We start from the raw sequence: 24836 nt of genomic DNA, 5'->3' as shown, positions 1-24836 counted from the left end.
GCCGGGGCCCGTCCGGCGGGCGCGGTCCGCCGCGCTCCGCACGGCCGGGGCGGGGCTAGGGTCGGGGCCATGGAGTTCCGAAACCTGGGCCGGAGCGGTCTGAAGATCAGCGAGATCGCGTACGGCAACTGGCTCACCCACGGTTCGCAGGTCGAGGAGGACGCGGCGCGCGCCTGCGTGCGGGCCGCCCTCGACGAGGGCGTGACCACGTTCGACACCGCCGACGTCTACGCCGGCACGCGCGCCGAGGAGGTCCTCGGCCGGGCGTTGCGGGGGCAGCGCCGCGAAGGCCTGGAGATCTTCACCAAGGTCTACTGGCCGACGGGTCCCGGAGTGAACGACCGGGGCCTGTCCCGCAAGCACGTCTTCGAGTCGATCCACGGTTCCCTGCGCCGCCTCGGGACCGACTACGTGGACCTGTACCAGGCCCACCGGTTCGACTACGAGACTCCGCTGGAGGAGACCCTCCGGGCCTTCGACGACCTCGTCCGGCAGGGCAAGGTCCTCTACGTCGGGGTGTCGGAGTGGCGGGCCGAGGAGATCGAGCGCGCCCTGAAGATCGCCGACGAGATGGGCTTCGACCGGATCGTCTCCAGCCAGCCGCAGTACTCGATGCTGTGGCGGGTCATCGAGGAGGAGGTCGTCCCGCTCTGCGAGCGCGAGGGCGTCGGCCAGATCGTGTGGTCGCCGATCGCGCAGGGCGTCCTGACCGGCAAGTACAAGCCGGGGCAGCCCCTTCCGGAGGGCTCGCGCGCCACCGACGACAAGGGCGGCGCCGACATGATCAAGCGCTACCTGGACGACGACCTGCTGACCCGCGTGCAGAACCTGCGGCCGGTCGCGGACGACCTCGGCCTGTCGATGGCGCAGCTCGCGATCGCCTGGACGCTGCAGAACCCCAACGTCTCGGCGGCGATCGTGGGCGCGTCCCGCCCCGAGCAGGTCGCCGACAACGTGCGGGCGGCCGGGGTCAAGCTGGACGCCGACGTGATGAAGCGGATCGACGAGATCCTCGGCGAGACCGTCATCCGGGACCCGGCCAAGACCGTCAGCCCGCGCAGGCGCCCCTGAGCCCGGCGAGCACCCGGGGGCCGCGGAGCGCGACGCTTCGCGGCCCTCTCCCTTCCCCGCCGGTCACTCCGGGTCGTGCAGGCTCATCCCGTACACGATGGTGTCGCCGTCCAGGAGGGTCACCTTGTCGACCTCCTCGGTGCGCAGTCCCCGCCAATTCTCCCCCAGCCAGCTCTCCGCGTCCGCCTGGGTGGAGAAGGTCTCCTCCGACATGCCGATCGTCCGCCCGTCGGCCTTCTCCAGCCGCCAGCTCCACGCCATCGCCCTCGACCTCCCTCGTCGCGGTGAGACTAGCCGGTCAGGCGGCGGCCTCTATGGCACGGCGCAGCGCGTCCGGGCTCTCGGTGTCGGACTGGCTGAGCGTCCGCCCGTTGACCCGCACGCTGGGCGTCCCCTGGATCCCGGACGATATGTAGCCCTGGCTGACGGTCTTCACGCTCGCGGCGTGGCGCTGGTTCTTCACGCACGAGGTGAACTCGTCGCCGGTGAGCCCCAGCGGTTCCGCGTAGGAGAGCAGGTCCTGGGTCAGGTAGCCGGTGGCGTTCTCGTTCGCCGGCTGATGGGCGTAGAGGGCGTCCTGGTAGGACAGCCAGTGGGCGCCGTCGGTGACGCAGCGCAGCGCGGCCGCGGCCCGCAGCGAGTTGTCATGGGCCGGCTGCGTGCCCTCACCGAAGATCAGCATCGGGTGGAAGACGACCTTGGCGCGGCCCTCGACGGCCAGCCGCTTGAGCATCGGGTCGTGCTTGCGGTCGAAGGCGCCGCAGGGCGGGCAGGCGAAGTCCTCGTAGATGTCGACGACCGGGGACGTGACGCCCGGCCGGGCCATGGTGAGGCCGCCGTCCGCGAGGGGCGTGGCCTCCGCGCCGCCGGCGATCTTGCCGACCCTCAGCTGCTCCTCGCCGCCGCCTCCCCCGTCGTCGCCTCCCTGGACGAGGAAGACGAAGACGGCGGCCACCGCCAGCACCAGGACGAGCCCGGCCCCGACCAGTGCGATCACCAGGCCGCCACCGCCGCGGCGGCCCGGCGGGGGCGCTCCCGGCATGCCGGGCGGCCCCGGCCGCCATCCCGGCGGGGGGCCCGGCGCGGGTCCGCCAGGCGGGAAGGCAGGCGGGCCGTAGGGCGGCTGCTGTCCGCCCTGGCCCGGTCGCGGGGGCCAGGGCGCGTTCGGGGGGTTACCCACCGGAAATCCTCCAGGGGGACGTCGTGATCCTTCCAGGCGAGGGTAACCGTAGAGTTCGCGGTGGGATGAACATCGAGCTTCGCGGCGTCGCCGCCGCACAGGGCTGGCCGGCGCCGGGATGCCGGTGCGCGTCGTGCGGCCGGCTGCGCGCGGCGGGAGTCCGGTACGAGCCGTTCGCCGCCGAGGTCGACGGCGCCGCGCTGGAGGACCTGCCGCGGACGGACGTGCCCGGCGGCTACGAGGTCCGCGCGCCGGGCGGGGGGCGTGCGCTGGTGGCGGCGGGCCCGGGGGCCAGGCCGGAGCCCTCCGGGGGCGCCGAGTACGAGGCCGTGCTGCTGGACATGGCCGGGTCGCCGGACCATCTGGGTTACCTGCGCCATATCGGGGCGGTGACGCCGCAGACGCGGGTCATGGCCGTCCACGTCGACCACCGCCTGTCCTCGCCGTCCGAGCTGGACCGGCGCATGGCCTTCTGGAACCGCCCGGAGCAGGGCCCGTTCCGGACTCTGCTCCTCGGCGGGAGCCGGTCGGGCAAGTCGGCCGAGGCCGAAACGCGCCTGGCCGCGTGTTCGGACGTCCTCTACGTCGCGACCGGCCCCGTCCGAGGCGACGACCCCGAATGGGCCGAGCGCGTCGCCGCGCACCGGCTGCGCCGCCCGGCGTGGTGGCGCACCGTGGAGACGACCGAGCTCGCCGGCGTGCTCGCGTCGGCGGCCGGCCCGGTCCTGGTGGACGGCATCGGCACCTGGCTCGCGGCCGCGATGTCCGAGACGGACGCCTGGGAGGAGCCGGCGCGGGTGGGGCCGCTCGTGGACGGCCTGGTCGCGGCCTGGCGGGGCACGGCGGCGCGGGTCGTCGCGGTGAGCGACGAGGTCGGCCTGTCGCTGGTGCCGACGACGGTGTCCGGGCGCGCCTTCCGGGACGTCCTCGGCCGGGCCAACCAGCGGCTCGCGGCCGAGTCCGAGGAGGCGGCGCTGGTCGTCGCGGGCCGCGTCATGGAGCTCCCGTGACCTTCCCGGACCCGCGATGACCGCCGGCCTGCGGCTGGCGGTCACACTGCTCACGGTCGTCCCGCTGGGCACGGGCCGGGTCGACCGGGACGCCGCGCGCTCGGCGATGCTGCTCGCCCCCGCCGCAGGGCTGATCCCGGGCGGGGCCGCCGCGCTGGTCCTGCTCGCGGGCGGTCCGCTCGGCCTGTCCGGCCTGCTCGCCGCGGCGCTCGCGGTGGCCGCGGCGGCGGCGGTCACCCGCGCCCTGCACCTGGACGGCCTCGCCGACCTCGCCGACGGCCTCGGCAGCGGGCGGCCCGCCGCCGAGGCACTGGCGATCATGAAGCGGTCCGACATCGGCCCGTTCGGCGTCGTCACCCTGCTGCTGACGCTGCTGGTCCAGGTGGCCGCCCTCGCCTCGGCGCCGCATCCCGCCCTCGCCGCGCTCATCGCGTCGGCCACCGGCCGGCTGGCGCTCGCGTGGGCGTGCCGCACGGGGGTCCCGTCCGCCCGTCCCGGCGGCCTCGGGGCCCTGGTGGCGGGCACCGTGCCGACACGCGCGGCGCTGGCCGCCACGGCCGCCGTCCTGGTGGCCGCGACGGCCGCGGGACTGGCCGCAGGCGGCCCCGGCGGCGCCCTGCACGGCGCGGCGGCGGTGGCCGCCGGGCTCGCCGCCGCCCTGCCGGTGCTGCGCCGCGCCGTGCGCCGCCTCGGCGGGGTGACCGGCGACGTGCTCGGCGCCCTCGTCGAGGTCGCCGCGACGGCCGCGCTGGTCGCCCTCGCGGCGCTGCCCTGACGACGCGGCGGCCGCCCCCGGGAGGGCAATGCTTGATCCAAAAGGGCGAAAGCGGTCACCAGGAGGACTAACATCGGGCTACGTGACGAGCATCAGCCTTGACAGCGCAGACCTGGCCGGCCTCGACGTCGACGCGATCGTGATCGGCGTCGCACCCGCTGCGGCGGGCGCCTCGCCGGCCGAGGGCGCGCAAGCCCTGGACCGCGCGATGGACGGCAGGCTCGCGGACGCGCTCGGCGCGCTCGGCGCCACCGGCAAGGCCGGCGAGGTGACCCGGCTGCCCTCGCTCGGCGCCGTCCCCGCCAAGGTCATCGTGGCCGCCGGGCTGGGCGAGGACCCGTCCGCCGAGGACCTGCGCCGCGCCGCCGGCGCCGCCGTCCGCTCCCTGGCGGGCACCGCCCGGGTCGCGGTCGCGCTCCCCGCCTCCGGCGCCGAGGCCGTCGAGGCCGTCGCGCTGGGCGCGCTGCTCGGCGCCTACTCCTTCGACGCCTTCCGCACCGGCGACGGCCACAAGAGCCCGGTCGAGGAGATCCGCCTGGTCGCGCCCGTCTCCGAGGAGGCCGCCCTCGGGCGCGCCCGCACCCTCGCCGCGTCGGTCAAGCTCGTCCGCGACCTGGTGAACACCCCGCCCTCCCACCTGTCCCCCGAGGACTTCGCCGGCGAGGCCGAGCGGGTCGCCGGCGAGACCGGCCTCGCCATCGAGGTGCTGGACGAGAAGGCCCTCGTCGAGGGCGGGTACGGCGGCATCGCGGGCGTCGGGCAGGGCTCTGTCAACCCGCCGCGGCTCGTCCGGCTCGCCTACACCCACCCGGAGGCGGGAAGGACGCTCGCCCTCGTCGGCAAGGGCATCACGTTCGACTCCGGCGGTCTGTCCCTCAAGCCCGCCGACGCGATGGACTGGATGAAGTCCGACATGGGCGGCGCGGCCGCCGTGCTCGGCGCGCTCGCCGCCATCGCCGAGCTGCGCCCCGCGGTCAACGTCGTCGGCTACCTCGCCATCGCCGAGAACATGCCGAGCGGCACCGCGCAGCGCCCGTCCGACGTGCTGCGCGTCTACGGCGGCAAGACCGTGGAGGTCCTCAACACCGACGCCGAGGGCCGGCTCGTCATGGCCGACGCCCTCGTCCGCGCCGGCGAGGACTCCCCCGACCTCATCGTGGACGTCGCCACGCTGACCGGCGCGCAGCTCGTCGCCCTCGGCACCCGCACCTTCGGCGTCATGGCCAACGACGACGGCGTGCGCGAGAAGGTCGTCGCGGCGGCCGACCGCGCGGGCGAGGCCTCCTGGGGCATGCCGCTGCCCCCGGAGCTGCGCAAGGGCCTCGACTCGGCGGTCGCCGACATCGCCAACATCAGCGGCGAGCGCTGGGGCGGCATGCTGGTCGCCGGGACGTTCCTCAAGGAGTTCGTGCCCGACGGCGTCAAGTGGGCCCACCTGGACATCGCGGGCCCCGCCTTCCACAAGGGCGAGCCGTACGGGTACACGCCGAAGGGCGGCACCGGCGCCGCGGCGCGCACACTGGTCCAGATCGCCGAGGACGTCGCCGCGGGCGTCCTGTAGGGGGCCACGGGAATTCCACGGGGGTCCCGCCCGCTGTGAGCGGGCGGAGGACAGAATAGGTTTTCTTGTGGCGGTGGGGGCCCGGACTGCCGGTGCGCCCCGCCCCGCCCAGGGCGCCGCGATCCACGCGGCGCCACAACCGGGGAAAGGGAGCGTCCAGTGGCCAACAACGGCCCCTTCGACATCGTCGTCCTGGGTGCCGGCAGCGGCGGTTACGCGTGCGCGCTGCGCGCCGCCGAGCTCGGCAGGTCGGTCGCGCTCATCGAGCGCGACGAGTCGCTCGGCGGGACGTGTCTCAACCGCGGCTGCATCCCCACCAAGGCGCTGCTGCACGCGGCCGAGGTGGCGGACCAGTCCCGCGAGGCGGCGAAGTTCGGCGTGAAGGCCACCTTCGAGGGCATCGACGTGGCCGGGGTGAACGCCTACAAGGACAAGGTCGTCTCGACGACCGTCAAGGGCCTCACCGGGCTGATCAAGTCCCGGGGCATCGAGGTCGTGCACGGCACCGGCCGGCTGGCCGGCCCCACCGCGGTCGAGGTCGAGACCGCCGAGGGCACCCGCCGCATCGAGGGCGGGCACATCGTGCTCGGCACCGGGTCGGCGCCGAAGTCGCTGCCCGGCCTGGACATCGACGGCGAGCGCGTCATCTCCAGTGACCACGCGCTGCGGCTGGAGCACGTCCCCGGCTCGGTCGTGATCCTCGGCGGCGGCGTCATCGGCGTCGAGTTCGCCAGCGTGTGGCGCTCGTTCGGCGCCGACGTCACGATCGTCGAGGCGCTGCCGCACCTGCTCCCGCTGGAGGAGGAGTCCAGCTCCAAGCGGCTGGAGCGCGCCTTCCGCAAGCGCGGCATCAGGTTCGAGCTCGGCACCCGGTTCCAGAGCGCCAAGACGACGCAGGGCGGCATCTCGGTCACCCTCGAGGACGGCAAGACCATCGACGCGGAGCTGCTGCTCGTCGCGGTGGGCCGCGGACCGGTCTCCGACGGCATCGGCCTGGCCGAGGCCGGCGTCGAGACCGAGCGCGGGTACGTCAAGGTCGACGAGTACTGCCGGACGAGCGTCCCCACCATCTCCGCGGTCGGCGACCTGATCCCGACCCCACAGCTGGCCCATGTCGGCTTCGCCGAGGGAATCCTCGTCGCCGAGCGGCTGAGCGGGCTCACCCCGCCGCCGATCGACTACGACGGCGTCCCTCGCATCACCTACTCCGACCCCGAGGTGGCCTCGGTCGGCATCACGTCCGCCGTGGCCCGTGAGCGCGGGTACGAGATCAAGGAGGTCACCTACGACCTGGCCGGCAACCCCAAGAGCAAGATCCTGGGGACGCAGGGCGAGGTCAAGGTGATCGCGGCCGTGGACGGCCCCGTCCTCGGCCTCCACATGGTCGGCGCACGCGTCGGCGAGCTCATCGCGGAGGGGCAGCTCATCTACAACTGGGAGGCCCTGCCCGGCGAGGTCGCCCAGCTGATCCACCCCCACCCGACCCAGTCCGAGGCGGTCGGCGAGGCGCATCTCGCCCTCGCCGGCAAACCACTGCACGTGCACGGCTGAGAAGCCGCACAAGTATTCCGAAGGAGTCGCTGAGACATGCCGGTCTCCGTCACCATGCCCCAGCTCGGCGAGAGCGTCACCGAGGGCACCGTCACCCGCTGGCTCAAGAAGGAGGGCGAGCGCGTCGAGACCGACGAGCCGCTCCTCGAGGTGTCCACCGACAAGGTCGACACCGAGATCCCCTCCCCCGCCTCGGGCATCCTCACCAGCATCACCGTCGCCGAGGACGAGACCGTCGAGGTCGGCGCCGAGCTGGCCGTCATCGGCGACGAGGGCGAGGCGCCGTCCGGCGGCGGCGCCCCGGTCGCCGAGGAGAAGGAGGCGGAGCCCCAGCAGGAGGCCCCGCAGCAGGAGGCCCCGCAGCAGGAGCAGCAGCCCCAGGCCCAGGCCCAGCAGCAGGCCCCGCCGCCCGCCGCGTGGCCGCCGCCCGCGCAGCAGCAGCCCGCGGCCCCGCCGTCCCCGGCGCCCGCCCCGGCGCCGCAGCCGCAGGCCCAGCAGCAGCCGCCCGCGCCGGCCCCGGCCGCGCAGCAGCCCGCCCAGCAGCAGACGGAGCCGGGCGAGGGCCCGTACGTCACTCCGCTGGTCCGCAAGCTGGCGGCCGAGCACAGTGTGGACCTCGGCACGGTCAAGGGCACCGGCGTCGGCGGCCGCATCCGCAAGCAGGACGTCCTGGAGGCGGCCCGCGCCGCCCAGCAGGCCGCTCAGCAGCAGGCCGCGCCCGCCGCCGCCCCGGCCGCACCCGCGCCCGCCCCGGCGCAGGCCCCCGCCGGACGGCACGCCGCCCCCGCGCCCGCCGGCGCCCCCGCCGAGCAGATGGCGCTGCGCGGCCGGACCGAGAAGATGTCGCGGATGCGGCAGACGATCGCCCGCCGCATGGTCGAGTCGCTCCAGGTGTCCGCGCAGCTCACCACCGTGGTCGAGGTGGACATCACCAAGATCGCGCGGCTGCGCGAGCAGGCCAAGGCCGACTTCCAGGCCCGCGAGGGCGTCAAGCTGTCGTTCATGCCGTTCTTCGCGCTGGCGACGGTCGAGGCCCTCAAGACCCACCCGAAGCTGAACGCGGTCATCAACGGCGAGACCAACGAGGTCACCTACCACGAGGTGGAGAACCTCTCCATCGCCGTCGACGTGCCCGAGCGCGGCCTGATGGTCCCGGTCGTGCACAACGCGGGCCAGCTCAACCTGGGCGGCCTCGCGCAGCGGATCGCCGACATCGCCGAGCGCACCCGCACCAACAAGGTGAGCCCGGACGAGCTGGCCGGCGGCACGTTCACGCTGACCAACACCGGCAGCCGCGGCGCCCTGTTCGACACCCCGATCCTCAACCAGCCGCAGGTCGCCATGCTCGGCACCGGCGCCGTCGTCAAGCGCCCGGCCGTCATCGACGACCCGGAGCTGGGCGAGGTCATCGCGGTCCGGTCGATGGTCTACCTGGCGCTGACCTACGACCACCGCCTGATCGACGGCGCGGACGCGGCCCGCTTCCTCGCCACGGTCAAGCACCGCCTGGAGGAGGGCAACTTCGAGGCCGACCTCGGCCTCTGACCCCTCCCGCACGTCCGCCGGACCCCGCCGCGCCCGCAAGGCCGGCGGGGTCCCGCGCGTCCGGGGAAACGCGGGACCCGCCGCGGAGTGTCGGCGTCCGGCGGTGCCGTCCCTCTACGCTGGGGGTATGGCTGGGGCTATGAGGATCACCGTCACGGGCTCGTCGGGCCTCATCGGCTCGGCGCTGGTGCGGTCCCTTCGCGAGGACGGCCACGACGTCGTCCGGCTGGTGCGCAGGGAGCCGTCCCGCCCCGACGAGGCGCGCTGGTCGCCGGCCGACGGCTGCGTCGACAGGGAGTCGCTGGAGGGAGCCGACGCCGTCGTGCACCTGGCGGGCGCCGGGGTCGGCGACCGGCCGTGGACGAAGGCGTACAAGCAGAAGATCCGCGACAGCCGCCTGACCGGCACCCGCACGCTCGCCGAGGCGATCGCGGCGGCCTCGCCCCGGCCCCGCGTGCTGGTCTGCGGGTCGGCGATCGGCTACTACGGCGACACCGGCGACCGTGAGGCCGACGAGGACTCCCCCGCCGGAGAGGGCTTCCTCGCCGACCTCGTCCGCGACTGGGAGGCGGCGGCCGCGCCCGCGCGGGAGGCCGGGGTCCGGGTCGTGCACCCGCGGACGGGCGTCGTGCTGGCCCGCGAGGGCGGCGTCCTCGGGCGCACCCTCCCGCTGTTCAGGTTCGGCCTCGGCGGCGACCTCGGCGACGGCCGGCAGTGGACGAGCTGGATCTCCCTCCCCGACGAGGTCGCGGCGCTGCGGTTCCTCGTCGGCACCGAGATCGCCGGGCCGGTCAACCTGACCGCCCCGAACCCGGTGACCAACGACGCCTACACCAAGGCGGTCGGCCGCGCCCTGCACCGCCCCGCGCGGCTGTCGGTCCCGAAGTTCGCGCTGCGCGCCGCCCTCGGCGGCTTCGCCGACGAGGGGCCGCTGGTCAGCCAGCGGATCCTGCCGCGCCGGCTGCTGGACGCCGGGTTCCGGTTCGCGCACGAGGACGTCGAGTCGGCGATCGCCGCCGTCCTGTGAGTCCCAAGAATCGTCAAAATCCCAGCCGATCCCGTTCGGTAGTCATACGGTGACAATGAGACGGATGGCCTACGAGGGGGATGCATGAGCACCGACGGACAGCCGCACATCCTCGCGATCGGCGGGGGCACCTTCCTGCCGGACGGCCGGGAGGGCCTGGCCCCGAGCCCGCTGCTGCGCTACGCGTTCGACCTGACCGGCCAGGACCGCCCCCGCGTCTGCTTCCTGACGACGGCCGTCGGCGACGGCGCCGAGTACATCGCGCGCTCCTACGCCGCGTTCTCCTCGATGGACGCCGAGGTCAGCCATCTCGCGCTGTTCCCGATGCCGAACGTCGCCGACGTCCGGGCGCACCTGCTCGGCCAGGACCTGCTGTACGTGTCGGGCGGCAGCGTCGCGAACCTGCTGGCGCTGTGGCGGCTGCACGGCCTCGACGAGATCCTGCGGGAGGCGTGGCAGGAGGGCGTCGTGCTTTCCGGGCAGAGCGCGGGCGCGCTGTGCTGGCACGCCGGCGGCAACACCGACTCCTTCGGGCCGCAGCTGCGCCCGCTGACCGACGGCCTCGGATTCCTGCCGTACTCGTGCGGCGTCCACTACGACAGCGACCCGCAGCGGCGGCCGCTGCTCCAGCAGCTCGTCGGCGAGGGCACCCTGCCGGGCGGGTACGCGGCCGACGAGGCGGTCGGCCTGCACTACGTCGGCACCGAGTTCGTCCAGGCCGTCTCCTACCGGCGGGAGGCGGGCGCCTACCGGATCGAGCCGGACGGGCCGGGGACGGCCAAGGAGTACCGGCTGGAGCCCCGCCTGCTCGCCGCCTTCTGAGGAGCGGTCCGGGCGATCACGGCATAAGCTGGCCCGTGTGAGCGATGTGGACGTACGCGAGCTGGTCGTGGTGCACGCGGGGTTCGGCGCGGCCGCCGTCCCCTACGAGGACGGGTGGGAGCTGCAGAAGCGCACCCACGCGCTGCGGGTGGACGACGCGATCCCCGACACCGTCCTGCTGCTGGAGCACCGGCCCGTCTACACGGCGGGCAAGCGGACGGAGGCGCTCGACCGCCCGTTCGGCGACCCCGGCGCCCCGGTCGTGGACGTCGACCGCGGCGGGAAGATCACCTGGCACGGCCCCGGGCAGCTCACCGGCTACCCGATCGTCCGGCTGCCCGACCCGGTGGACGTCGTCGGCTACGTGCGGCTGCTGGAGCGGATGATGATGGACGTCTGCGCCGATCTCGGGCTGGAGACGGCGACGGTGGAGGGGCGCAGCGGACTGTGGGTCCGCGGGACCCCTGACCGCAAGATCGGCTCGATCGGGATCCGGGTGGCGCGCGGCGTCGCGATGCACGGCTTCATGCTCAACTGCGACAACGACATGGGCTGGTTCGACAAGATCGTCGCCTGCGGGATCCGCGACGTCGGGTCGACCAACCTCAGCCGCGAGCTGGGCCGCGCGGTGACGGTCGCCGAGGTCGTCCCGCTCGTGGAACGGCACCTGGCGGAGGCGCTGGGCGCGGCGGAGACGTTCCACCGCACCACGGCGCAGCTCGGGATCCTCGGTCAGGCCATCACCTTGTAGACGGCCTGGCCCTCGGTCGCGGCGAGCCGGAAGAACTCGCCCAGCCCCCCGTAGGCGGGCTGGAAGACCCGCTCGCGGGCGGCGTCGTCCAGCCTCCCCGCGTCCTGGACGCCCGCCCGGACCATCGCGGGCGGGTCGTAGCGTCCCGCGATCGCGGCGAACGGCGTCGCGGCCAGGTGGTCGGCGGCGGGCTTGACGCGCTCGGGGGCGAGGTAGATGACGTCCATGCCGAGCTCGTCGGCGCCGTCCTCGGTGAGCAGCCGGCCGCCGCACACGACGTCGGCCTCGGGCTGGCGGCCCTCCCACGGGTCGCCGGTGACGAGGTAGTGCATCGCCTGCCACGCCCAGCCGAGCTCGAACAGCACGGCCGAGCCGCGCCGCCGCCAGTTCGCGTCGCCGAAGACGTGGCGCGCGATCCGGCCCGGGTCGGCCTCTCCCTCCAGCACGGGCGGCACCCTGAGGTACGACATTGCCAGACCCACGGTGGTCCTCCTGCTGAGCTGTTGCGTGACGACAGGGAGTCACCCTAGAGAGATCCATTGACGGAGATGGCCGAAACACGCGAATCGGCCGCACCGCCGGAGTACCGTCATACGTTCGAGATCGGTCCGATACGGCTTCGATGCTGCTCCCGCGGCGGGCCGCCGGTGTGCCGGTACCGCTGATCGGGACGTACCCTGGGACCCGTGACGACGGTGACACCTGAGGGACGCAAGCTCCTGCGCGTCGAGGCGCGCAACAGCCAGACCCCGATCGAGCGCAAGCCCGAGTGGATCAAGACCCGGATGAAGATGGGCCCGCAGTACCGCGAGCTCACCGGCCTGGTGAAGTCCGAGGGCCTGCACACGGTGTGCCAGGAGGCCGGCTGTCCCAACATCTTCGAATGCTGGGAGGACCGCGAGGCCACCTTCCTCATCGGCGGCGACCAGTGCACCCGGCGCTGCGACTTCTGCCAGATCGACACCGGGAAGCCCGCCGCGCTCGACCGCGACGAGCCGCGCCGCGTCGCCGAGTCCGTCGCCACGATGGGGCTGAAGTACGCGACCATCACCGGCGTCGCCCGCGACGACCTGGAGGACGGCGGCGCCTGGCTGTACGCCGAGACCGTCCGGCGGATCCACGCCGCGGTCCCCGGCTGCGGCGTCGAGCTGCTCATCCCCGACTTCAACGCCGTCCCCGAGCAGCTCGCCGAGGTGTTCTCGTCCCGGCCGGAGGTGCTCGCGCACAACGTGGAGACCGTCCCGCGGATCTTCAAGCGGATCCGTCCCGGGTTCCGCTACGAGCGGTCCCTGGAGGTCATCACCCGGGCGCGCGAGGAAGGCCTGGTCACCAAGTCGAACCTGATCCTCGGCATGGGCGAGACCCGCGAGGAGGTCTCGCAGGCGCTGCGCGACCTGCACGAGGCCGGCTGCGAGCTCATCACGATCACCCAGTACCTGCGGCCGAGCCCCCGGCACCACCCGGTGGAGCGGTGGGTCAAGCCGGAGGAGTTCGTCGAGCTGTCGGCCGAGGCCGAGGAGATCGGCTTCGCGGGCGTGATGTCGGGGCCGCTGGTGCGCTCCAGCTACCGCGCCGGCCGCCTCTACAAGCAGGCCGTCTCCGCGCGCGGCTGACGACCTGGCTGTCGGGAGGGCCGCCCGACCGGACTATCCTGGGACGCATGTCGAAAAAGCCCACGGACGGGGCCCAGGAGAGTCCAGGGCGCCTCAAGCAGATCCGCATGGTCGCCCAGGTGCTCCGCCAGGCCGACCCGAAGGCCCTGCCGATCGTGTTCGCCTCCGCGATCGGGGCGCTGGTCGTCGTCATCCTCATCGGGCTGCTCATCGGCCAGCTGTGGTTCTTCATCCCGCTGGGCATCCTCGCCGCGTTCGCCGTCGGCATGATCGTCTTCGGGCAGCTGGCGCAGCGCGCGCAGTACAAGGTGATCGCCGGGCAGCCCGGCGCCGCCGCCGCGATCCTGAAGAACATGCGCGGAAACTGGTCGGTGACCGAGGCGGTCAGCGGCAACCGCAACCTCGACATGGTGCACCGCGCGGTGGGGCGCCCGGGCGTGGTGCTCGTCTCGGAGGGCCCGCGCAGCCGCGTCGGCCCGCTGCTCGGCGCGGAGAAGAAGCGCATCTCCCGCGCCGCCCAGCAGGTGCCGATCTACGACGTGCAGGTCGGCGACGACGAGGGCCAGGTCCCGGTCGACAAGCTCCAGCGGCACCTGATGAAGCTTCCCCGCAACCTCACCAAGGGCCAGGTCGCCGAGCTGAACGACCGCCTCCAGGCGCTCCCCCGCTCGATGCAGATGCCGAAGGGCCCGATGCCCAGGGGCGCGAAGATGCCGAAGGGCCCGAAGCCCAAACTGCGCTGACGCCCAACGAAAAAAGCGCCCCTTCGGGGGCGCTTTCTCGTTTCCGGGCCGGCTTTTCCGTCCGCCTAATTGGAGACGACGACCGTGTTGCTCGCCCGGTCGTGCATGCCCCGGTAGTCACGGTCCCAGATAAGCGCGGGAATGACCAGGAGGAGAAGCAGCGTCCTCGCGAGGGCCCAGCCGAGGCCGACGGGGCGGCCGTCCAGCCGGACCACCCGGATGCCGCACAGCCGCTTGCCGATCGTCGTGCCGAGGAACGCGGTGAGCACCCATGCCTGGAGGCCGAAGATGAGCAGCGTCCAGCTGCTGCGCTCGGCGGGCTCCCACCCGAACGAGCGCGCGAGCAGGCTCGCCACCAGCATCGACAGGCCCCAGTCGACGAACAGGGCGAGGAGCCGGCGGCCGTAGGGCGCGACGGAGCCGCTGCCGCTCTCGGGCAGGCCGATCCGCTTGCCGGGCTCGCCGAGGTCGGCCCCGGCCGAGCGCGCCCCGCCGAGCCATGTCTGCGTCCACCGCGGCCCGGCCGCCTTACCACCGCTCATGCCCCTACGCTATCCCGTCCTTCCGAAGGTTCGGACGCGGCTCCGGAGGGGAGGCCCGAAGTGACCCGTAACACACTGGAAACACATGAGACATGGTCGGGAAACGGCGCGGACATAGCGTCGTGGAAGCCGAGAACCGCCCTGAGGAGGCTGGATGTTCAGCAGCGCCGAAGAGGTCCTGAGCTACATCAGGAACGAAGGTGTTCGATTCGTCGACTGCCGGTTCGTGGACCTGCCGGGCAAGATGCAGCACTTCACCTTCCCCGTCGAGAGCTTCGGCGAGAACGTCTTCACCGACGGGCTGATGTTCGACGGGTCGTCGGTCCGCGGTTTCCAGGAGATCCACGAGTCCGACATGCTCCTGCTGCCGGACCCGGCCACCGCCGTCCTGGACCCCTTCCGCCAGCACAAGACGCTGATCCTGAACTTCTTCGTGCACGACCCGCTGACGGGCGAGCCCTACAGCCGCGACCCGCGCAACATCGCGCGCAAGGCCCAGGACTACCTGCGCGGCACCGGCATCGCCGACACCTGCTTCTTCGGGCCCGAGGCCGAGTTCTACATCTTCGACGACGTCCGCTTCGAGACGAAGCAGAACGCCGGCTACTACTACCTCGACTCGATCGAGGGCGCCTGGAACACCGGCCGCGAGGAGCCCGGCGGCAACCTCGGCGCCAAGCCCCCCTACAAGGGCGGCTACTTCCCCGTCCCGCCGATGGACCACTACACCGACCTGCGCTCGGAGATGGTGGCCCAGCTCATCGAGTCGGGCATCCACGTCGAGATGCAGCACCACGAGGTCGGCACCGCCGGCCAGGCCGAGATCGACTTCCGCTTCGACACGCTGCTGAAGACGGCCGACAACCTGATGCTCTACAAGTACATCGTGAAGAACGTCGCGCGCGCCGCGGGCAAGACCGTCACGTTCATGCCGAAGCCGATCTTCGGTGACAACGGGTCGGGCATGCACTGCCACCAGTCCCTCTGGAAGGACGGCTCGCCCCTCTTCTACGACGAGGTCGGCTACGCGGGCTTGTCGGACAACGCCCGCTACTACATCGGCGGCCTGCTCCGGCACGCCCCGTCCCTGCTGGCGTTCAGCAACCCCACGGTGAACAGCTACCACCGCCTCGTCCCCGGCTACGAGGCCCCGGTCAACCTGGTCTACTCCCAGCGCAACCGCTCCGCCTGCATCCGCGTCCCGATCACCGGCTCGAACCCGAAGGCCAAGCGCATCGAGTTCCGCGTCCCGGACCCGGCCTGCAATCCCTACCTGGCCTTCTCCGCGATGCTGATGGCCGGCCTGGACGGCATCAAGAACAAGATCGAGCCCCCGGAGCCGGTCGACAAGGACCTCTACGAGCTGCCGCCCGAGGAGGCCCGCGCCATCCCGCAGGTCCCCGGCAGCCTCCCCGAGGTCCTCACCGCCCTGGAGGCCGACCACGACTACCTGCTGGAAGGCGGCGTCTTCACCCCGGACCTCATCGAGACCTACATCTCGATGAAGAACGAGTTCGAGATCGACCCCATCCGCCTCCGCCCCCACCCCCACGAGTTCGAGCTGTACTACGACATCTAGGCCGCGGAGGCGCGCTGACGGAGTGATCCGACAGCGCGCCTCGCCTGTTTCGGCCCTTGCTCCACGCGAGCGACGAGCCCGACCTCCGCGCCGGTGTTTCCATGGCCTCGGCGATCGGGTCGCCCCGGTGCGTCCATAACCGATCGCGATGGAAAGTATCGCAACCTGTCGGTTGTGATAGCTTCTATGGCAACCGATTAGTTGCCATAGGGGGTGCCGTGCCCGTCCCGGATCGCATCGAGCGGACGCTCGAACTCGCCCACCCGCCCGAGCGGGTGTGGGCGGCGTTGACCACCGCCGAAGGGCTCGGCGGCTGGTTCGGCTCCCACGCGGAGATCGACGACCTGCGGCCCGGTGGCGAGGCCCGGGTGCGGTGGGACGGCCAGGGCGAGTTCACCCTCTGGATCCAGGTCGTCGAGCCGCCCCGCCGGTTCGCCTACACGTGGGCGATCGAAGGGCTGCCGGCGGGCGATCCGCGGCGCACCTACGTGGAGTTCACATTGGAGCCGACCGGATCGGGCACCCGAGTGACGGTCGTGGAGAGCGGCTTCGCCCAGCTGCCGGACCAACTGGCCGGCGCCTACGAGAGCAACGCCCACGGGTGGCGGATGGAGCTGGCCGAGCTGGCCGGGTACCTCGATGCCGCACCCTGACCAGGCCGAACCCGTCGCCCAGGCGGTCTTCACCGCGCTGGCCGACCCGACCCGGCGGGGCATCCTCGCCGAGCTCGCGGCGCGCGGCCCGGCGACCGCGACCGACCTGGCCGCCCGGCTCCCCATCTCGCGCCAGGCGATCGCCAAGCACCTCGGCCTGCTGTCCGATGCCGGACTGGTCCGGGCGGAGGCCGGGGAGCGGCGCCGGATCCGCTACCGGCTGCAGACCGGACCGGTGGCCGTGGCCCAGTCGTTCCTCGCCGCGCTGGCGCGCGACTGGGACGGCCACCTCAGCGCACTGCACGACCATCTCGAACGCAACAGGGGGAACGACATATGAGTCCGACATTCCGCGGCGGCCACAACATCGCCATGAAGCTGCCCAAGGCGCAGTTCGACCGCACCGTCGCCTTCTACCGCGACGTCCTGGGTATGGAGGTCACCGACGAGAACAGCGGAGGCGTCGTGGACCAGTGCGCCAAGGTGCAGCTCGGCCCGGTGACGCTGTGGTTCGACCGCGTCGACAACTACGCGCGGGCCGACCTGTGGCTTGAGCTTTTCACCGATGACGTGGACGCCGCGACCAGGCACCTGGCCGCGCACGGTGTCGCCGTCCAGGACGAGCTGGAGCCGTTCCCCGCCGGCATGGACGCCCACTGGATCAGCAACCCGGTCGGCATCCCGCACATCGTCCGCCTCGCCGACGAGGACCAGGCCCCCTCCTGACCGGTGGCGGGCCAGGCGTACGTGCCCCGGACCGGTTCCGGCTCATCGCCGGGCCGTCAGGAGACCGACGAGCACGACCTCCGCGCCGGTGATGTCCATGGCCTCGGCGATCGGGTCGCCCCAGTGCGTCCAGAACCAGTCGCGGTCCTCGTCGGTGGGCCGCGCCTCACAGGTGATCCGCACGGCGCGCGGCGTCCCGCCGCCGTCGGCGGTCACGGTGATCTCGGGGGCGCCGATGTCCACGCGGTAGCCGCGCACACCCATGCGCCGGGCCAGCGCGGCGAGCTGCGGGTGCAACCCCAGGCCGAGCAGCCGCACGATCTTCACGGCGACCTCGTCCACGGCGTCGAGAGGGCCGAGGTCGAGGCCCGAATCCCAGATGAAGCGCCTGCGGGACGCGCCGACCGTCCGGGCGGTCCCGGTCCGGGTCCTTGTGACGATGCTGGCGCTGTGCCGGATGGCCGAGGCGCCGCGCGCCCTAAGCTCCTTGCTCAGCGCCAGTAAGGCGCGCTCGCAGTCGGCCGTGTCGGCCTCGTACAGCAGCCGCCGCAGAGCGGAGTACGAGCCCGCGCCGAGACGCTCTCCCTCACCGCTCGACCGGACGGCGCGGTAGAGGGGCGAGGTGTCGGCGCATTCGATCGTCCAGGCGGGGAACTCCGCGCGCAGCGCGGCAAGCCGCCCCTCGGAATCCTCCGGGATCAGCGCTTTCGAGTGAGTCATGCATCGCAGGATCGCTGGGTGCGGTGTCCCGAACGGACAGGATTCCTGTCCCCTGCCTCAGACGAGCAGGCCGATCCGGTCGGCGAGATTTCGCGCACCTTGGCGAGTCTGCGGCGAACCCTCCTTGGCGAACTCCAGCGTCATACGCCGCGCGTATCCGTTGTAGCGGATCGTTTCCGGCGCCGCCGTGTAGGCCCTGCCCAGGGCACCGAGAGCGGCGGCCGGGCCGTCCGCCAGCTGCCATGCGCGCGCCACCTCGATCAGGTGCCGCCCTAGTCGCGGTTGCGACGGGATGGCCGCGCGCTCGGCCCGCCGCGCCTGCTTGCGCGCCTCGCCGCCTTGCCGGAGCTCGACGGCGATGGTGACGCTGTGGGCGTCCATGATGACCCGCGAGAACGACGTCATCGGGTCGAAATGGCCCGGCGGGAGGGATCGGGCGATGCGGTCGGCGCGGTCCCACCACCGCCATGCCGTCCCGGACTGGCCCGCGCGCGCCGCGGTGTAGGCGACCTCATGATGCAGCGCACCCCAGATGGCGCGCAGGTCGTCGTCGGCGCCGTCCAGATGCGGGCGGATCACGTCGAGGCCCTCGCGGTTGACGACCTCTGCCGCGTCGAAATCCCCGGCGTCGCGGTGCGCCTGCGCGGCGAGCCAGACGGCGCTGCCGAACGCGCGCGGGTCCTCGGACTCCTCGGCCGCCATGATGGACCGCTCGACGATTCTCCAGAGGAGATCGGCGGACGGTTGGTAGGCGACGAAGAACTGCGCGAGGTTGTAGACCCCGGCGAGTATCGCGAGGGCGCGCCGCCGGTCGGCGCCCTCGTACGCGCGGACGGCGCGCTTGGCGTCCCGGATCATGTCCGGGAGCAGCGTCCCGAGGACGGTCCGGTGATCGGGGGCCGCGTGCCGGGCCCGCCACGCGGCGTCGAGCCGGGCTTGCAGGTGCGCCAGCGGCGGGGGCGCCTCCGCCGTCGACGCGGACACGGCGTTGATCGCGTCCCGGACGGCGGGCAGGGCGGGGTGCCCGGGGCCGCGGAACATGCTCATCGGAACGGGGTCGCCGCCCGTGAGCCTGGCGACGTCGCGGAGTTTGAGCGCCTCCGCGATGCTCAGCAGGGTGGGGAGTTTCGGCTGCAGGATCTCGCCGCGCTCGACGGCCTTCACCCATCGCCCGTTCCGGCCGATGAGCCCGCCCAGAACATCCCGGGACATGCCCCGTCGGCGCCGGTAGTACCGGATGCGCTGCCCGACAGTCAGGTTCGGGTCGGCCGGATCGAGGCTGCGGTCGCTCATAGGCCCTGCACCTTCCTGAGAACTCGACGCTCCCAGGCTAGGCGCGGGGCGCTTCGCGTGTCATGAGAGCGCCCGCGAGGCCGCATTCTCTTCACTGCGGCGGGTCTGCCGACGCGCGGCCCGAAAAGAAAACGAGAGGCGGCCCGGGGGCCGCCTCTCGTGGCTCAGTGATCAGAGGATCAGCCGATCATCCCCATGAGAGGGGGTGCGGCGGCTCCTCCGGGGTCACCGTGCCGTTCGCGACGCCCGCGTCGTGCTCCGCGGCCCGTCGTTGCTCGTAGGCGGAATCACCGGCCACGGTCGACTGGTTCTCCTGGGGAGCCTGCTCCTCGGGCTTCTGCCCGGAAGGGTTAGCAGTCATCTGTGTTGCTCTCCTTTGGTTACGTGAGACCGAAACTGCCATGACAACCCGGCTGAGCCGGGTCGCCGGAGACCGTCCGGGGAAGCGGGTGGCCCGCAACCGGCTTTCCGGGTCGCCGGGCCGGGGGTGTCGGTGGGGCGGCCTACGGTGGGGGGTCGTGAGAGGTCGGCTTGCGCCGGGGCGGCCGGCGCACCGGTGGGCGGCTGGCATCATGTGGGCCGAGCGCGCGGGTTAGGGGTCGGGATGGCGCATGAGGCCAAGGACGTCCTGAGGGGCGGGTTCGCGCTGCTGGAGGCCGCGCGGGACCTGGTCGCCGACCATCGGCGGGCGCTGGCCGACGTGCACGCGGCGCTGGCGCCGCTGCGGGCCGAGGCGGCGCGCGAGCAGTTGGGGTCGATCCCGCTGGCGCGGCTGAAGGACGTCACCGACGGGCGGCTCCGGCTCGGGCCGCTGGAAGAGGCCGGGTTCACCAGCGTCGTGGACGTGCTGGACTCGACCCCGTACAAGCTCCAACTGCTTCCCGGGATCGGGCCCCAGACGGCGCGGCAGCTCCACGCGGCGGCCGGGAGCCTCGCGGAGGCGGCGGAGAGCTCGGTCACGGTGCGGATCGACGTCGACCGGCGGGACGAGGCGATGACGCCCGCCGTCGTGGCGCTGCACCGGCTGGTGAACGCGGGGCCGGAGCTGCCGCGGGCGCGGGCCGCCGCCGAGGAGGTGGACGAGCGGATCGCGCCGCTGGTGCAGGACGCGCGGCCGGCCGGGTCGTGGTGGCGCAGGCTCCTCACGCCGCCGGCGCGGCGCGAGCGGGCGCGAGCGGCCGTCGGCGAGCTGGCGGAGGCCCTCGCCGGCGAGGAGGCGCGCGGCGCCCGGCTGCTGATGTCCCAGGCGTCGGTCGACCTGCTGCGCCCGCACGTGTCGCCGGACGAGGCGTGGATCGACTTCGAGCTGCGGGCGGCCGAGTACCAGACCCTCCTCGCGGAGCTCGCGGCGGCGGACCCGGAGCGGGAGGCCGCCGAGGGGTTCCTGCCGGGCGACCTCGCGGCGCGGGTCAAGGCGCAGCCTCTCGACGACGAGTTCCGGCGGGTGTCGCTGCGCGGGTACCAGGCGTTCGGGGCGCGGTTCGCGCTCGTCCAGAAGCGGGTGATCCTGGGCGACGAGATGGGGCTCGGGAAGACGGTCCAGGCGATCGCGGCGATGGCCCACCTGCGGGCGCGGGGCGCGACGCACTTCCTGGTGGCGTGCCCGGCGAGCGTGCTGATCAACTGGGTCCGGGAGATCGAGACCCGCAGCGCGATCGCCGCGCACCCGCTGCACGGGTCCGGGCGCGCGGCGGCGCTGCGCAAGTGGGCCGGCGACGGCGGCATCGCCGTGACGACGCTCGCCACGCTGCACAGCCTGAACGTCCCGGAGGACGTGGAGATCGGCATGTTCGTGGTGGACGAGGCCCACTACGCCAAGAACCACGAGACGCGCCGCGCCCGCGCCGTGGCGCAGTGGTGCCGCAGGACGGAGAACGTGCTGTTCCTCACCGGGACGCCGATGGAGAACCGGGTCGAGGAGTTCCGCAGCCTCGTGGCGCACCTGCGGCCCGACCTGGCCGAGCGGGTCCGCCCGCACGACGCGGCGATGGGCGCGCGGGCGTTCCGGTCGGCGGTCGCGCCGGTGTACCTGCGGCGCAACCAGCGGGACGTTCTCGTCGAGCTGCCCGAGGTCGTTCACGTGGATGAGCTGGAGGAGTTCAGCCGGGCGGACGCCGCCGCCTACCGCAAGGCCGTGGCGGCGGGGAACTTCATGGCGATGCGCCGGGCGGCCTACGCCGTGCCGAAGCGGTCGGCCAAGCTCGACCGGCTGAAGGAGCTGGTGGACGAGGCCGCCGAGAACGACCTGAAGGTCGTGGTGTTCTCCTACTTCCGGGACGTGCTGGCCGCGGTCGGGGAGGCGCTCGGGCCGCGGAGCCGCGGGCCGATCTCGGGTGAGACGCCGCCGGCGCGGCGGCAGGAGATCGTGGACGCGTTCGCCGCCGAGCCGGGGCACGCCGTGCTGCTCGCGCAGATCCAGGCCGGCGGGGTCGGGCTGAACCTCCAGGCGGCGTCCGTGGTGATCCTCTGCGAGCCGCAGGTGAAGCCGACCATGGAGACGCAGGCGATCGCGCGGGCGCACCGGATGGGGCAGGTGCGGACCGTCCAGGTGCACCGGCTGCTGACGCCCCGCAGCGTGGACGAGCGGATGCTGGAGATCCTGCACGTCAAGACCATGCTCTTCGACGAGTACGCGCGGCGCAGCGACCTGGCGGAGCAGACGCCCGACGCGGTCGACATCTCCGAGCGCGATCTCGCCCGGCAGATCGTGGCGCAGGAGCAGGAGAGGCTCGGGACGTAGGGAAGAACGCGGGAGGCGTCCGCGTTCATGCGGGCGAGACCAGCCGAACTAAGGGGATTTCATGGCGGACGTCAGGGTGGAGCGCACCGAGGACGGCTTCCGGGCCGTCAACGGCCGGGGCGCGGCGGTCGCGATCGGCGACGGGGACACCGAGGGCGCCTTCACGCCGGTCGAGCTGCTGCTGGCGGCGCTCGGCGGCTGCGAGCTGGTCACCGTCGAGCCGCTGACGGCCAAGCGGGGGCACCGGATGGCGCGGCTCGCCGCGACCGTCCAGGCCGACAAGGTCGCGACGAGCACGCTCGGAACGATCACGGTCACCTATGACGTCGAGCTCCCCGAAGGGGACGACGAGGCCGAGGACGTCCTGAAGGCCGTGGCCGCGCGCGTCCACGAGAAGTACTGCACCGTCGGCAACGCGCTGCGGGAGCCGATGAAGGTCGACCAGGTCGTGTGACGACTTCCCGGCCTGACCACCGGGATCCGGTGGTCAGGCCGGCCTGGGCGTCGACGGCCTTCGCGCGTGCGGCCTCTCCGGGCCGGGTCCGGGGGCCGTCGACGCCCACCTGGAGTACGGCGGTTCAGGAGGTCGAGATCGGCTTGTAGGTGTGCGCGCCGTTGATCGCCCACATCCGGTACTGCACCTTGGGATGGTTGTAGGTCGCCCCCCACGGCGTGTTCCATGCCACGTCGGAGCTGACCATCACGGTGACGGCCGAATGCTTTTTGTTGTAGACGACCCTGTTGGGCTTCGGGTCGGCCGTGATCGTGGATGATTCGGGCTTGAGGTAACTGCTCGCCCGGACGATTCGCACCTTTTTGCCGGTCCAGCAGTATCGGACGCTGGAATGCCACTGGATCTTCTGCAGGTGGAGGGCGCTGTGGTACGGGATGTAGCGGTCAACGGTCCTGCACTGCTCGCGCTTCCGCTTCGAGGTCATCCCCTGGACGCCGCCGCCGGCCTGGTTCCCCTGGGCGACGGGCGCGGAGGCCGCGACGCCGGAGTGCGCGGCCACGCGCCCGGCCGACGCCTGGTGGGACGCTCCGCCGGACACCAGCAGCCCGGTGGCGGCCACGCCTCCCAGGGCGGTGGCGCCGACGGCCGCGACGAGCGCGGCACGGCGTCGAGTCGCGGGACGGTTCCTGTCGTTTCCCTCGGCCATTCTTCCGCCTTCCCGTCACCGTTTTTTGGGACGGTGAATTCATTGTCTCCGGTCGAATCAACACGAAGATAGGAAAACTGAAGACAGGGCCTCTAGGGCCGTAGGGCCCCGTATTACTCGTTCAGGGGCCCCGGTTCGGGCGGCAGTTCCACGGCCCGACGACGGGCCCGCCGGCGGCTAGCCGCAGGTCGCGCCGGGGGCGGGCACCGTGCCGCGCAGGAGGTAGGCGTGCACGGCCTCGCGGACGCAGGGGTCGCCGGTGTCGTAGGAGCCGTGCCCCTCTCCCCTGAGGGTGAGGAGGGTGGCCCGCCCCCCGAGCGCCTCCGTCAGCGCGGAGGCCCACGCGTAGGGGGTGGCGGGGTCGCCGGTGTTGCCGACGACGAGGATCGGCGCGGCGGACGGGGCCGACACCTCGCGCGCGGCGGGGTCGCCCTGCACCGGCCAGCCCGTGCACTGGAGCAGGCCCCACGCCAGCGACGTCCCGAAGACCGGCGAGGCCTCGCGGAAGCGCGGCAGCAGCCGCCGCACGTCGCCCGCGGTGGGCCGGTCGGTGCTGTCGGCGCAGGTGATGGCGGTGTTGGCGGCGGAGAGGTTGCTGTAGGTTCCGTCGCGCCGCCGCCCGTTCTGGGCGTCGGCGAGCATCAGCAGCAGCGACCCGTCGCGGCGCTTCACCGCGTCGACCAGGCCCTGCGCGAGGTACGGCCAGGCGTCACGGGAGTAGAGGGCGGCGGCGACGCCGGTCGTGCCGAGGCTCTGGGTGAGCGCGCGCCCGGACGACGTGCGGAGCGGGCGCCGGTCGAGCCCGGCCAGGAACCGGCCGACGGATGCCACGACGGACGGGCCGCCGGTTCCGAGGGGGCATCCCTTCTTCCCGAGCCGCGCGCAGGCGGCGCCGAAGCCGCCGAGGGCGCGCTGGAACGCGGCCGCCTGCTGGAGGGCCAGGCCCGTGCGGCCGAGCCTGGTGTCGACGGCCCCGTCCAGGACGGCGCGGCCCACCCTGGCGGGGAACTGGTGCGCGTAGTTCCCGCCGAGCCAGGTGCCGTAGGAGATGCCGAAGTAGTGCAGCCGCTCGTCGCCGACGGCGGCGCGGACCAGGTCGAGGTCGCGGGCGGCGTCGGCGGTGCCGACGTGCGGCAGCAGCCGCCCCGACCGCGCCTCGCACCGGCGCACGTACTCGGCGCGGCCGGCCTCGTACGTCCGCTCCTCGGCGGCGGTGTCGGGGCTGTCGTCCATGGCGGCGAGCGCGTCCATGCGGCGGTCGTCCGCGCAGGCCACCGGGCTGCTGCGGCCGACGCCGCGCGGGTCGAGGCCGATCAGGTCGTAGCGGGCGCGCAGATCGGCGTACTGGCCCGCGGCCTGCGCGAGCGTGTCGACGCCCTCCCCGCCGGGGCCGCCGAAGTTGAACACCAGCGAGCCGATGCGCCGGCGCGGGTCGGCCGCCGGCACCTTGACCAGCGCGAGTTCGATCTTCTCGCCGGACGGCCGGGCGTGGTCGAGCGGCACCGGGAGCGCCGCGCAGCGGAGCCCGCGTGGCGGCTTGGTCTTGGGCGGCGGGGACGGCAGGCCGGTGCAGCGCCCCCACGACAGCCGGGGGGCGGCTCCCGGCGGGATGCCGGCCGGCGCGCCCGGAGCGTCGCCCGCCGCGGGAGCGGTGACGGTCGCCGTGCGGGGCGACGTGCGCGCGAGGCCCGTCCCCCCGGAGAGGGACAGGAGCGTTAAGGCGGCCAGGATCGTGGCGCCCGACGGCACCACACCTGCAATCCCCCGGTACCTG

General features: G+C 73.2%; 26 protein-coding genes. 17 read left to right on the top strand and 9 right to left on the bottom strand.

What is annotated here, in order from left to right:
• Window positions 1-69 precede the first annotated feature (69 nt).
• The gene (locus BKA00_RS02755) at window positions 70-1071 is read left to right on the top strand and encodes an aldo/keto reductase family protein (protein ID WP_185023426.1); all 1002 of its coding nucleotides are present in this window, start codon (window positions 70-72) and stop codon (window positions 1069-1071) included.
• A gap of 63 nt (window positions 1072-1134) precedes the next feature.
• On the opposite strand, the gene BKA00_RS02750 is transcribed toward BKA00_RS02755, so the two are convergent.
• Both BKA00_RS02750 and BKA00_RS02745 read right to left on the bottom strand, forming a co-directional pair.
• Entirely contained in the window at window positions 1135-1332 is a 198-nt protein-coding gene (locus tag BKA00_RS02750; RefSeq protein WP_185023425.1) for a hypothetical protein, read from the bottom strand.
• Between the two features lie 37 nt (window positions 1333-1369).
• Window positions 1370-2068 (bottom strand): DsbA family protein, encoded by a 699-nt coding sequence (locus BKA00_RS02745; protein ID WP_185023424.1) that lies wholly within the window; start codon window positions 2066-2068, stop codon window positions 1370-1372.
• A 248-nt stretch (window positions 2069-2316) separates the two neighbouring features.
• Here BKA00_RS02745 and BKA00_RS02740 point away from each other — a divergent pair, with 248 nt between their 5' ends.
• The 8 genes from BKA00_RS02740 to lipB all read left to right on the top strand — a co-directional run bounded on the left by BKA00_RS02740 (window position 2317) and on the right by lipB (window position 11293).
• Window positions 2317-3261 (top strand): bifunctional adenosylcobinamide kinase/adenosylcobinamide-phosphate guanylyltransferase, encoded by a 945-nt coding sequence (locus tag BKA00_RS02740; protein WP_185023423.1) that lies wholly within the window; start codon window positions 2317-2319, stop codon window positions 3259-3261.
• A gap of 16 nt (window positions 3262-3277) precedes the next feature.
• Window positions 3278-4036 (top strand): adenosylcobinamide-GDP ribazoletransferase, encoded by a 759-nt coding sequence (locus BKA00_RS02735; RefSeq protein ID WP_185023422.1) that lies wholly within the window; start codon window positions 3278-3280, stop codon window positions 4034-4036.
• 28 nt (window positions 4037-4064) lie between these two features.
• Window positions 4065-5597, top strand: a complete 1533-nt coding sequence (locus tag BKA00_RS02730; RefSeq protein WP_185023421.1) for a leucyl aminopeptidase — start codon at window positions 4065-4067, stop codon at window positions 5595-5597.
• Between the two features lie 159 nt (window positions 5598-5756).
• Entirely contained in the window at window positions 5757-7148 is a 1392-nt protein-coding gene (gene lpdA, locus BKA00_RS02725) for a dihydrolipoyl dehydrogenase (protein ID WP_185023420.1), read from the top strand.
• Window positions 7149-7184: 36 nt separating this feature from the next.
• Entirely contained in the window at window positions 7185-8693 is a 1509-nt protein-coding gene (gene sucB, locus BKA00_RS02720; RefSeq protein WP_185023419.1) for a 2-oxoglutarate dehydrogenase, E2 component, dihydrolipoamide succinyltransferase, read from the top strand.
• A 139-nt stretch (window positions 8694-8832) separates the two neighbouring features.
• Window positions 8833-9720 (top strand): TIGR01777 family oxidoreductase, encoded by an 888-nt coding sequence (locus tag BKA00_RS02715; RefSeq protein ID WP_185023418.1) that lies wholly within the window; start codon window positions 8833-8835, stop codon window positions 9718-9720.
• 84 nt (window positions 9721-9804) lie between these two features.
• A complete protein-coding gene (locus BKA00_RS02710) occupies window positions 9805-10542 on the top strand; it encodes a Type 1 glutamine amidotransferase-like domain-containing protein (protein WP_185023417.1) in 738 nt (245 codons plus the stop codon).
• Window positions 10543-10579: 37 nt separating this feature from the next.
• Window positions 10580-11293 carry a lipoyl(octanoyl) transferase LipB gene (gene lipB / locus BKA00_RS02705; protein ID WP_230298498.1) on the top strand — a complete coding sequence of 238 codons (714 nt, stop codon included), beginning with the start codon at window positions 10580-10582 and terminating at the stop codon, window positions 11291-11293.
• Here the strand turns inward: lipB and BKA00_RS02700 are convergent.
• The gene (locus BKA00_RS02700; RefSeq protein ID WP_185023416.1) at window positions 11275-11775 is read right to left on the bottom strand and encodes a DUF1877 family protein; all 501 of its coding nucleotides are present in this window, start codon (window positions 11773-11775) and stop codon (window positions 11275-11277) included. The two genes, lipB and BKA00_RS02700, sit on opposite strands and share 19 nt — an antisense overlap.
• 204 nt (window positions 11776-11979) lie before the next feature.
• Between BKA00_RS02700 and lipA the strand changes: the two genes are divergently transcribed.
• Together lipA and BKA00_RS02690 are read left to right on the top strand one after the other, a co-directional pair.
• Window positions 11980-12906, top strand: coding sequence for a lipoyl synthase (lipA, locus tag BKA00_RS02695; protein WP_185023415.1), 927 nt, complete (start codon window positions 11980-11982; stop codon window positions 12904-12906).
• Window positions 12907-12953: 47 nt separating this feature from the next.
• Window positions 12954-13649, top strand: coding sequence for a DUF4191 domain-containing protein (locus BKA00_RS02690; RefSeq protein WP_179833709.1), 696 nt, complete (start codon window positions 12954-12956; stop codon window positions 13647-13649).
• Between the two features lie 65 nt (window positions 13650-13714).
• Here BKA00_RS02690 and BKA00_RS02685 read toward each other — a convergent pair whose 3' ends face one another.
• Window positions 13715-14191 carry an RDD family protein gene (locus tag BKA00_RS02685; RefSeq protein ID WP_185023414.1) on the bottom strand — a complete coding sequence of 159 codons (477 nt, stop codon included), beginning with the start codon at window positions 14189-14191 and terminating at the stop codon, window positions 13715-13717.
• Window positions 14192-14345: 154 nt separating this feature from the next.
• Here BKA00_RS02685 and glnA point away from each other — a divergent pair, with 154 nt between their 5' ends.
• The 4 genes from glnA to BKA00_RS02665 all read left to right on the top strand — a co-directional run bounded on the left by glnA (window position 14346) and on the right by BKA00_RS02665 (window position 17149).
• The gene (gene glnA, locus BKA00_RS02680; RefSeq protein WP_185023413.1) at window positions 14346-15770 is read left to right on the top strand and encodes a type I glutamate--ammonia ligase; all 1425 of its coding nucleotides are present in this window, start codon (window positions 14346-14348) and stop codon (window positions 15768-15770) included.
• Between the two features lie 218 nt (window positions 15771-15988).
• Window positions 15989-16423 carry an SRPBCC domain-containing protein gene (locus BKA00_RS02675; RefSeq protein ID WP_185023412.1) on the top strand — a complete coding sequence of 145 codons (435 nt, stop codon included), beginning with the start codon at window positions 15989-15991 and terminating at the stop codon, window positions 16421-16423.
• Window positions 16410-16763, top strand: coding sequence for an ArsR/SmtB family transcription factor (locus BKA00_RS02670; RefSeq protein WP_185023411.1), 354 nt, complete (start codon window positions 16410-16412; stop codon window positions 16761-16763). Before BKA00_RS02675 ends, BKA00_RS02670 begins: the two co-directional genes overlap by 14 nt.
• A complete protein-coding gene (locus tag BKA00_RS02665) occupies window positions 16760-17149 on the top strand; it encodes a VOC family protein (RefSeq protein WP_185023410.1) in 390 nt (129 codons plus the stop codon). The genes BKA00_RS02670 and BKA00_RS02665 overlap by 4 nt, the downstream gene beginning before the upstream one ends.
• 42 nt (window positions 17150-17191) lie before the next feature.
• Here BKA00_RS02665 and BKA00_RS02660 read toward each other — a convergent pair whose 3' ends face one another.
• The 3 genes from BKA00_RS02660 to BKA00_RS02650 all read right to left on the bottom strand — a co-directional run bounded on the left by BKA00_RS02660 (window position 17192) and on the right by BKA00_RS02650 (window position 19523).
• Window positions 17192-17869: a hypothetical protein gene (locus tag BKA00_RS02660; protein WP_185023409.1), complete on the bottom strand. Its 678-nt coding sequence runs from the start codon at window positions 17867-17869 to the stop codon at window positions 17192-17194.
• 57 nt (window positions 17870-17926) lie between these two features.
• Window positions 17927-19162, bottom strand: coding sequence for a helix-turn-helix domain-containing protein (locus tag BKA00_RS02655; RefSeq protein ID WP_185023408.1), 1236 nt, complete (start codon window positions 19160-19162; stop codon window positions 17927-17929).
• 187 nt (window positions 19163-19349) lie between these two features.
• Window positions 19350-19523 (bottom strand): hypothetical protein, encoded by a 174-nt coding sequence (locus BKA00_RS02650; RefSeq protein WP_185023407.1) that lies wholly within the window; start codon window positions 19521-19523, stop codon window positions 19350-19352.
• 243 nt (window positions 19524-19766) lie between these two features.
• Here BKA00_RS02650 and BKA00_RS02645 point away from each other — a divergent pair, with 243 nt between their 5' ends.
• Window positions 19767-21902, top strand: a complete 2136-nt coding sequence (locus tag BKA00_RS02645) for a DEAD/DEAH box helicase (RefSeq protein WP_185023406.1) — start codon at window positions 19767-19769, stop codon at window positions 21900-21902.
• Window positions 21903-21963: 61 nt separating this feature from the next.
• Entirely contained in the window at window positions 21964-22356 is a 393-nt protein-coding gene (locus BKA00_RS02640) for an OsmC family protein (RefSeq protein ID WP_185023405.1), read from the top strand.
• A 124-nt stretch (window positions 22357-22480) separates the two neighbouring features.
• On the opposite strand, the gene BKA00_RS02635 is transcribed toward BKA00_RS02640, so the two are convergent.
• Together BKA00_RS02635 and BKA00_RS02630 are read right to left on the bottom strand one after the other, a co-directional pair.
• The gene (locus BKA00_RS02635; RefSeq protein ID WP_185023404.1) at window positions 22481-23062 is read right to left on the bottom strand and encodes a hypothetical protein; all 582 of its coding nucleotides are present in this window, start codon (window positions 23060-23062) and stop codon (window positions 22481-22483) included.
• A 177-nt stretch (window positions 23063-23239) separates the two neighbouring features.
• Window positions 23240-24814, bottom strand: a complete 1575-nt coding sequence (locus tag BKA00_RS02630) for an alpha/beta fold hydrolase (protein WP_221492987.1) — start codon at window positions 24812-24814, stop codon at window positions 23240-23242.
• Window positions 24815-24836: the final 22 nt, after the last annotated feature.

It is taken from the genome of Actinomadura coerulea (assembly GCF_014208105.1).
Lineage (GTDB): Bacteria > Actinomycetota > Actinomycetes > Streptosporangiales > Streptosporangiaceae > Spirillospora > Spirillospora coerulea.
This window is presented reverse-complemented; position numbering and strand designations above follow the sequence as displayed.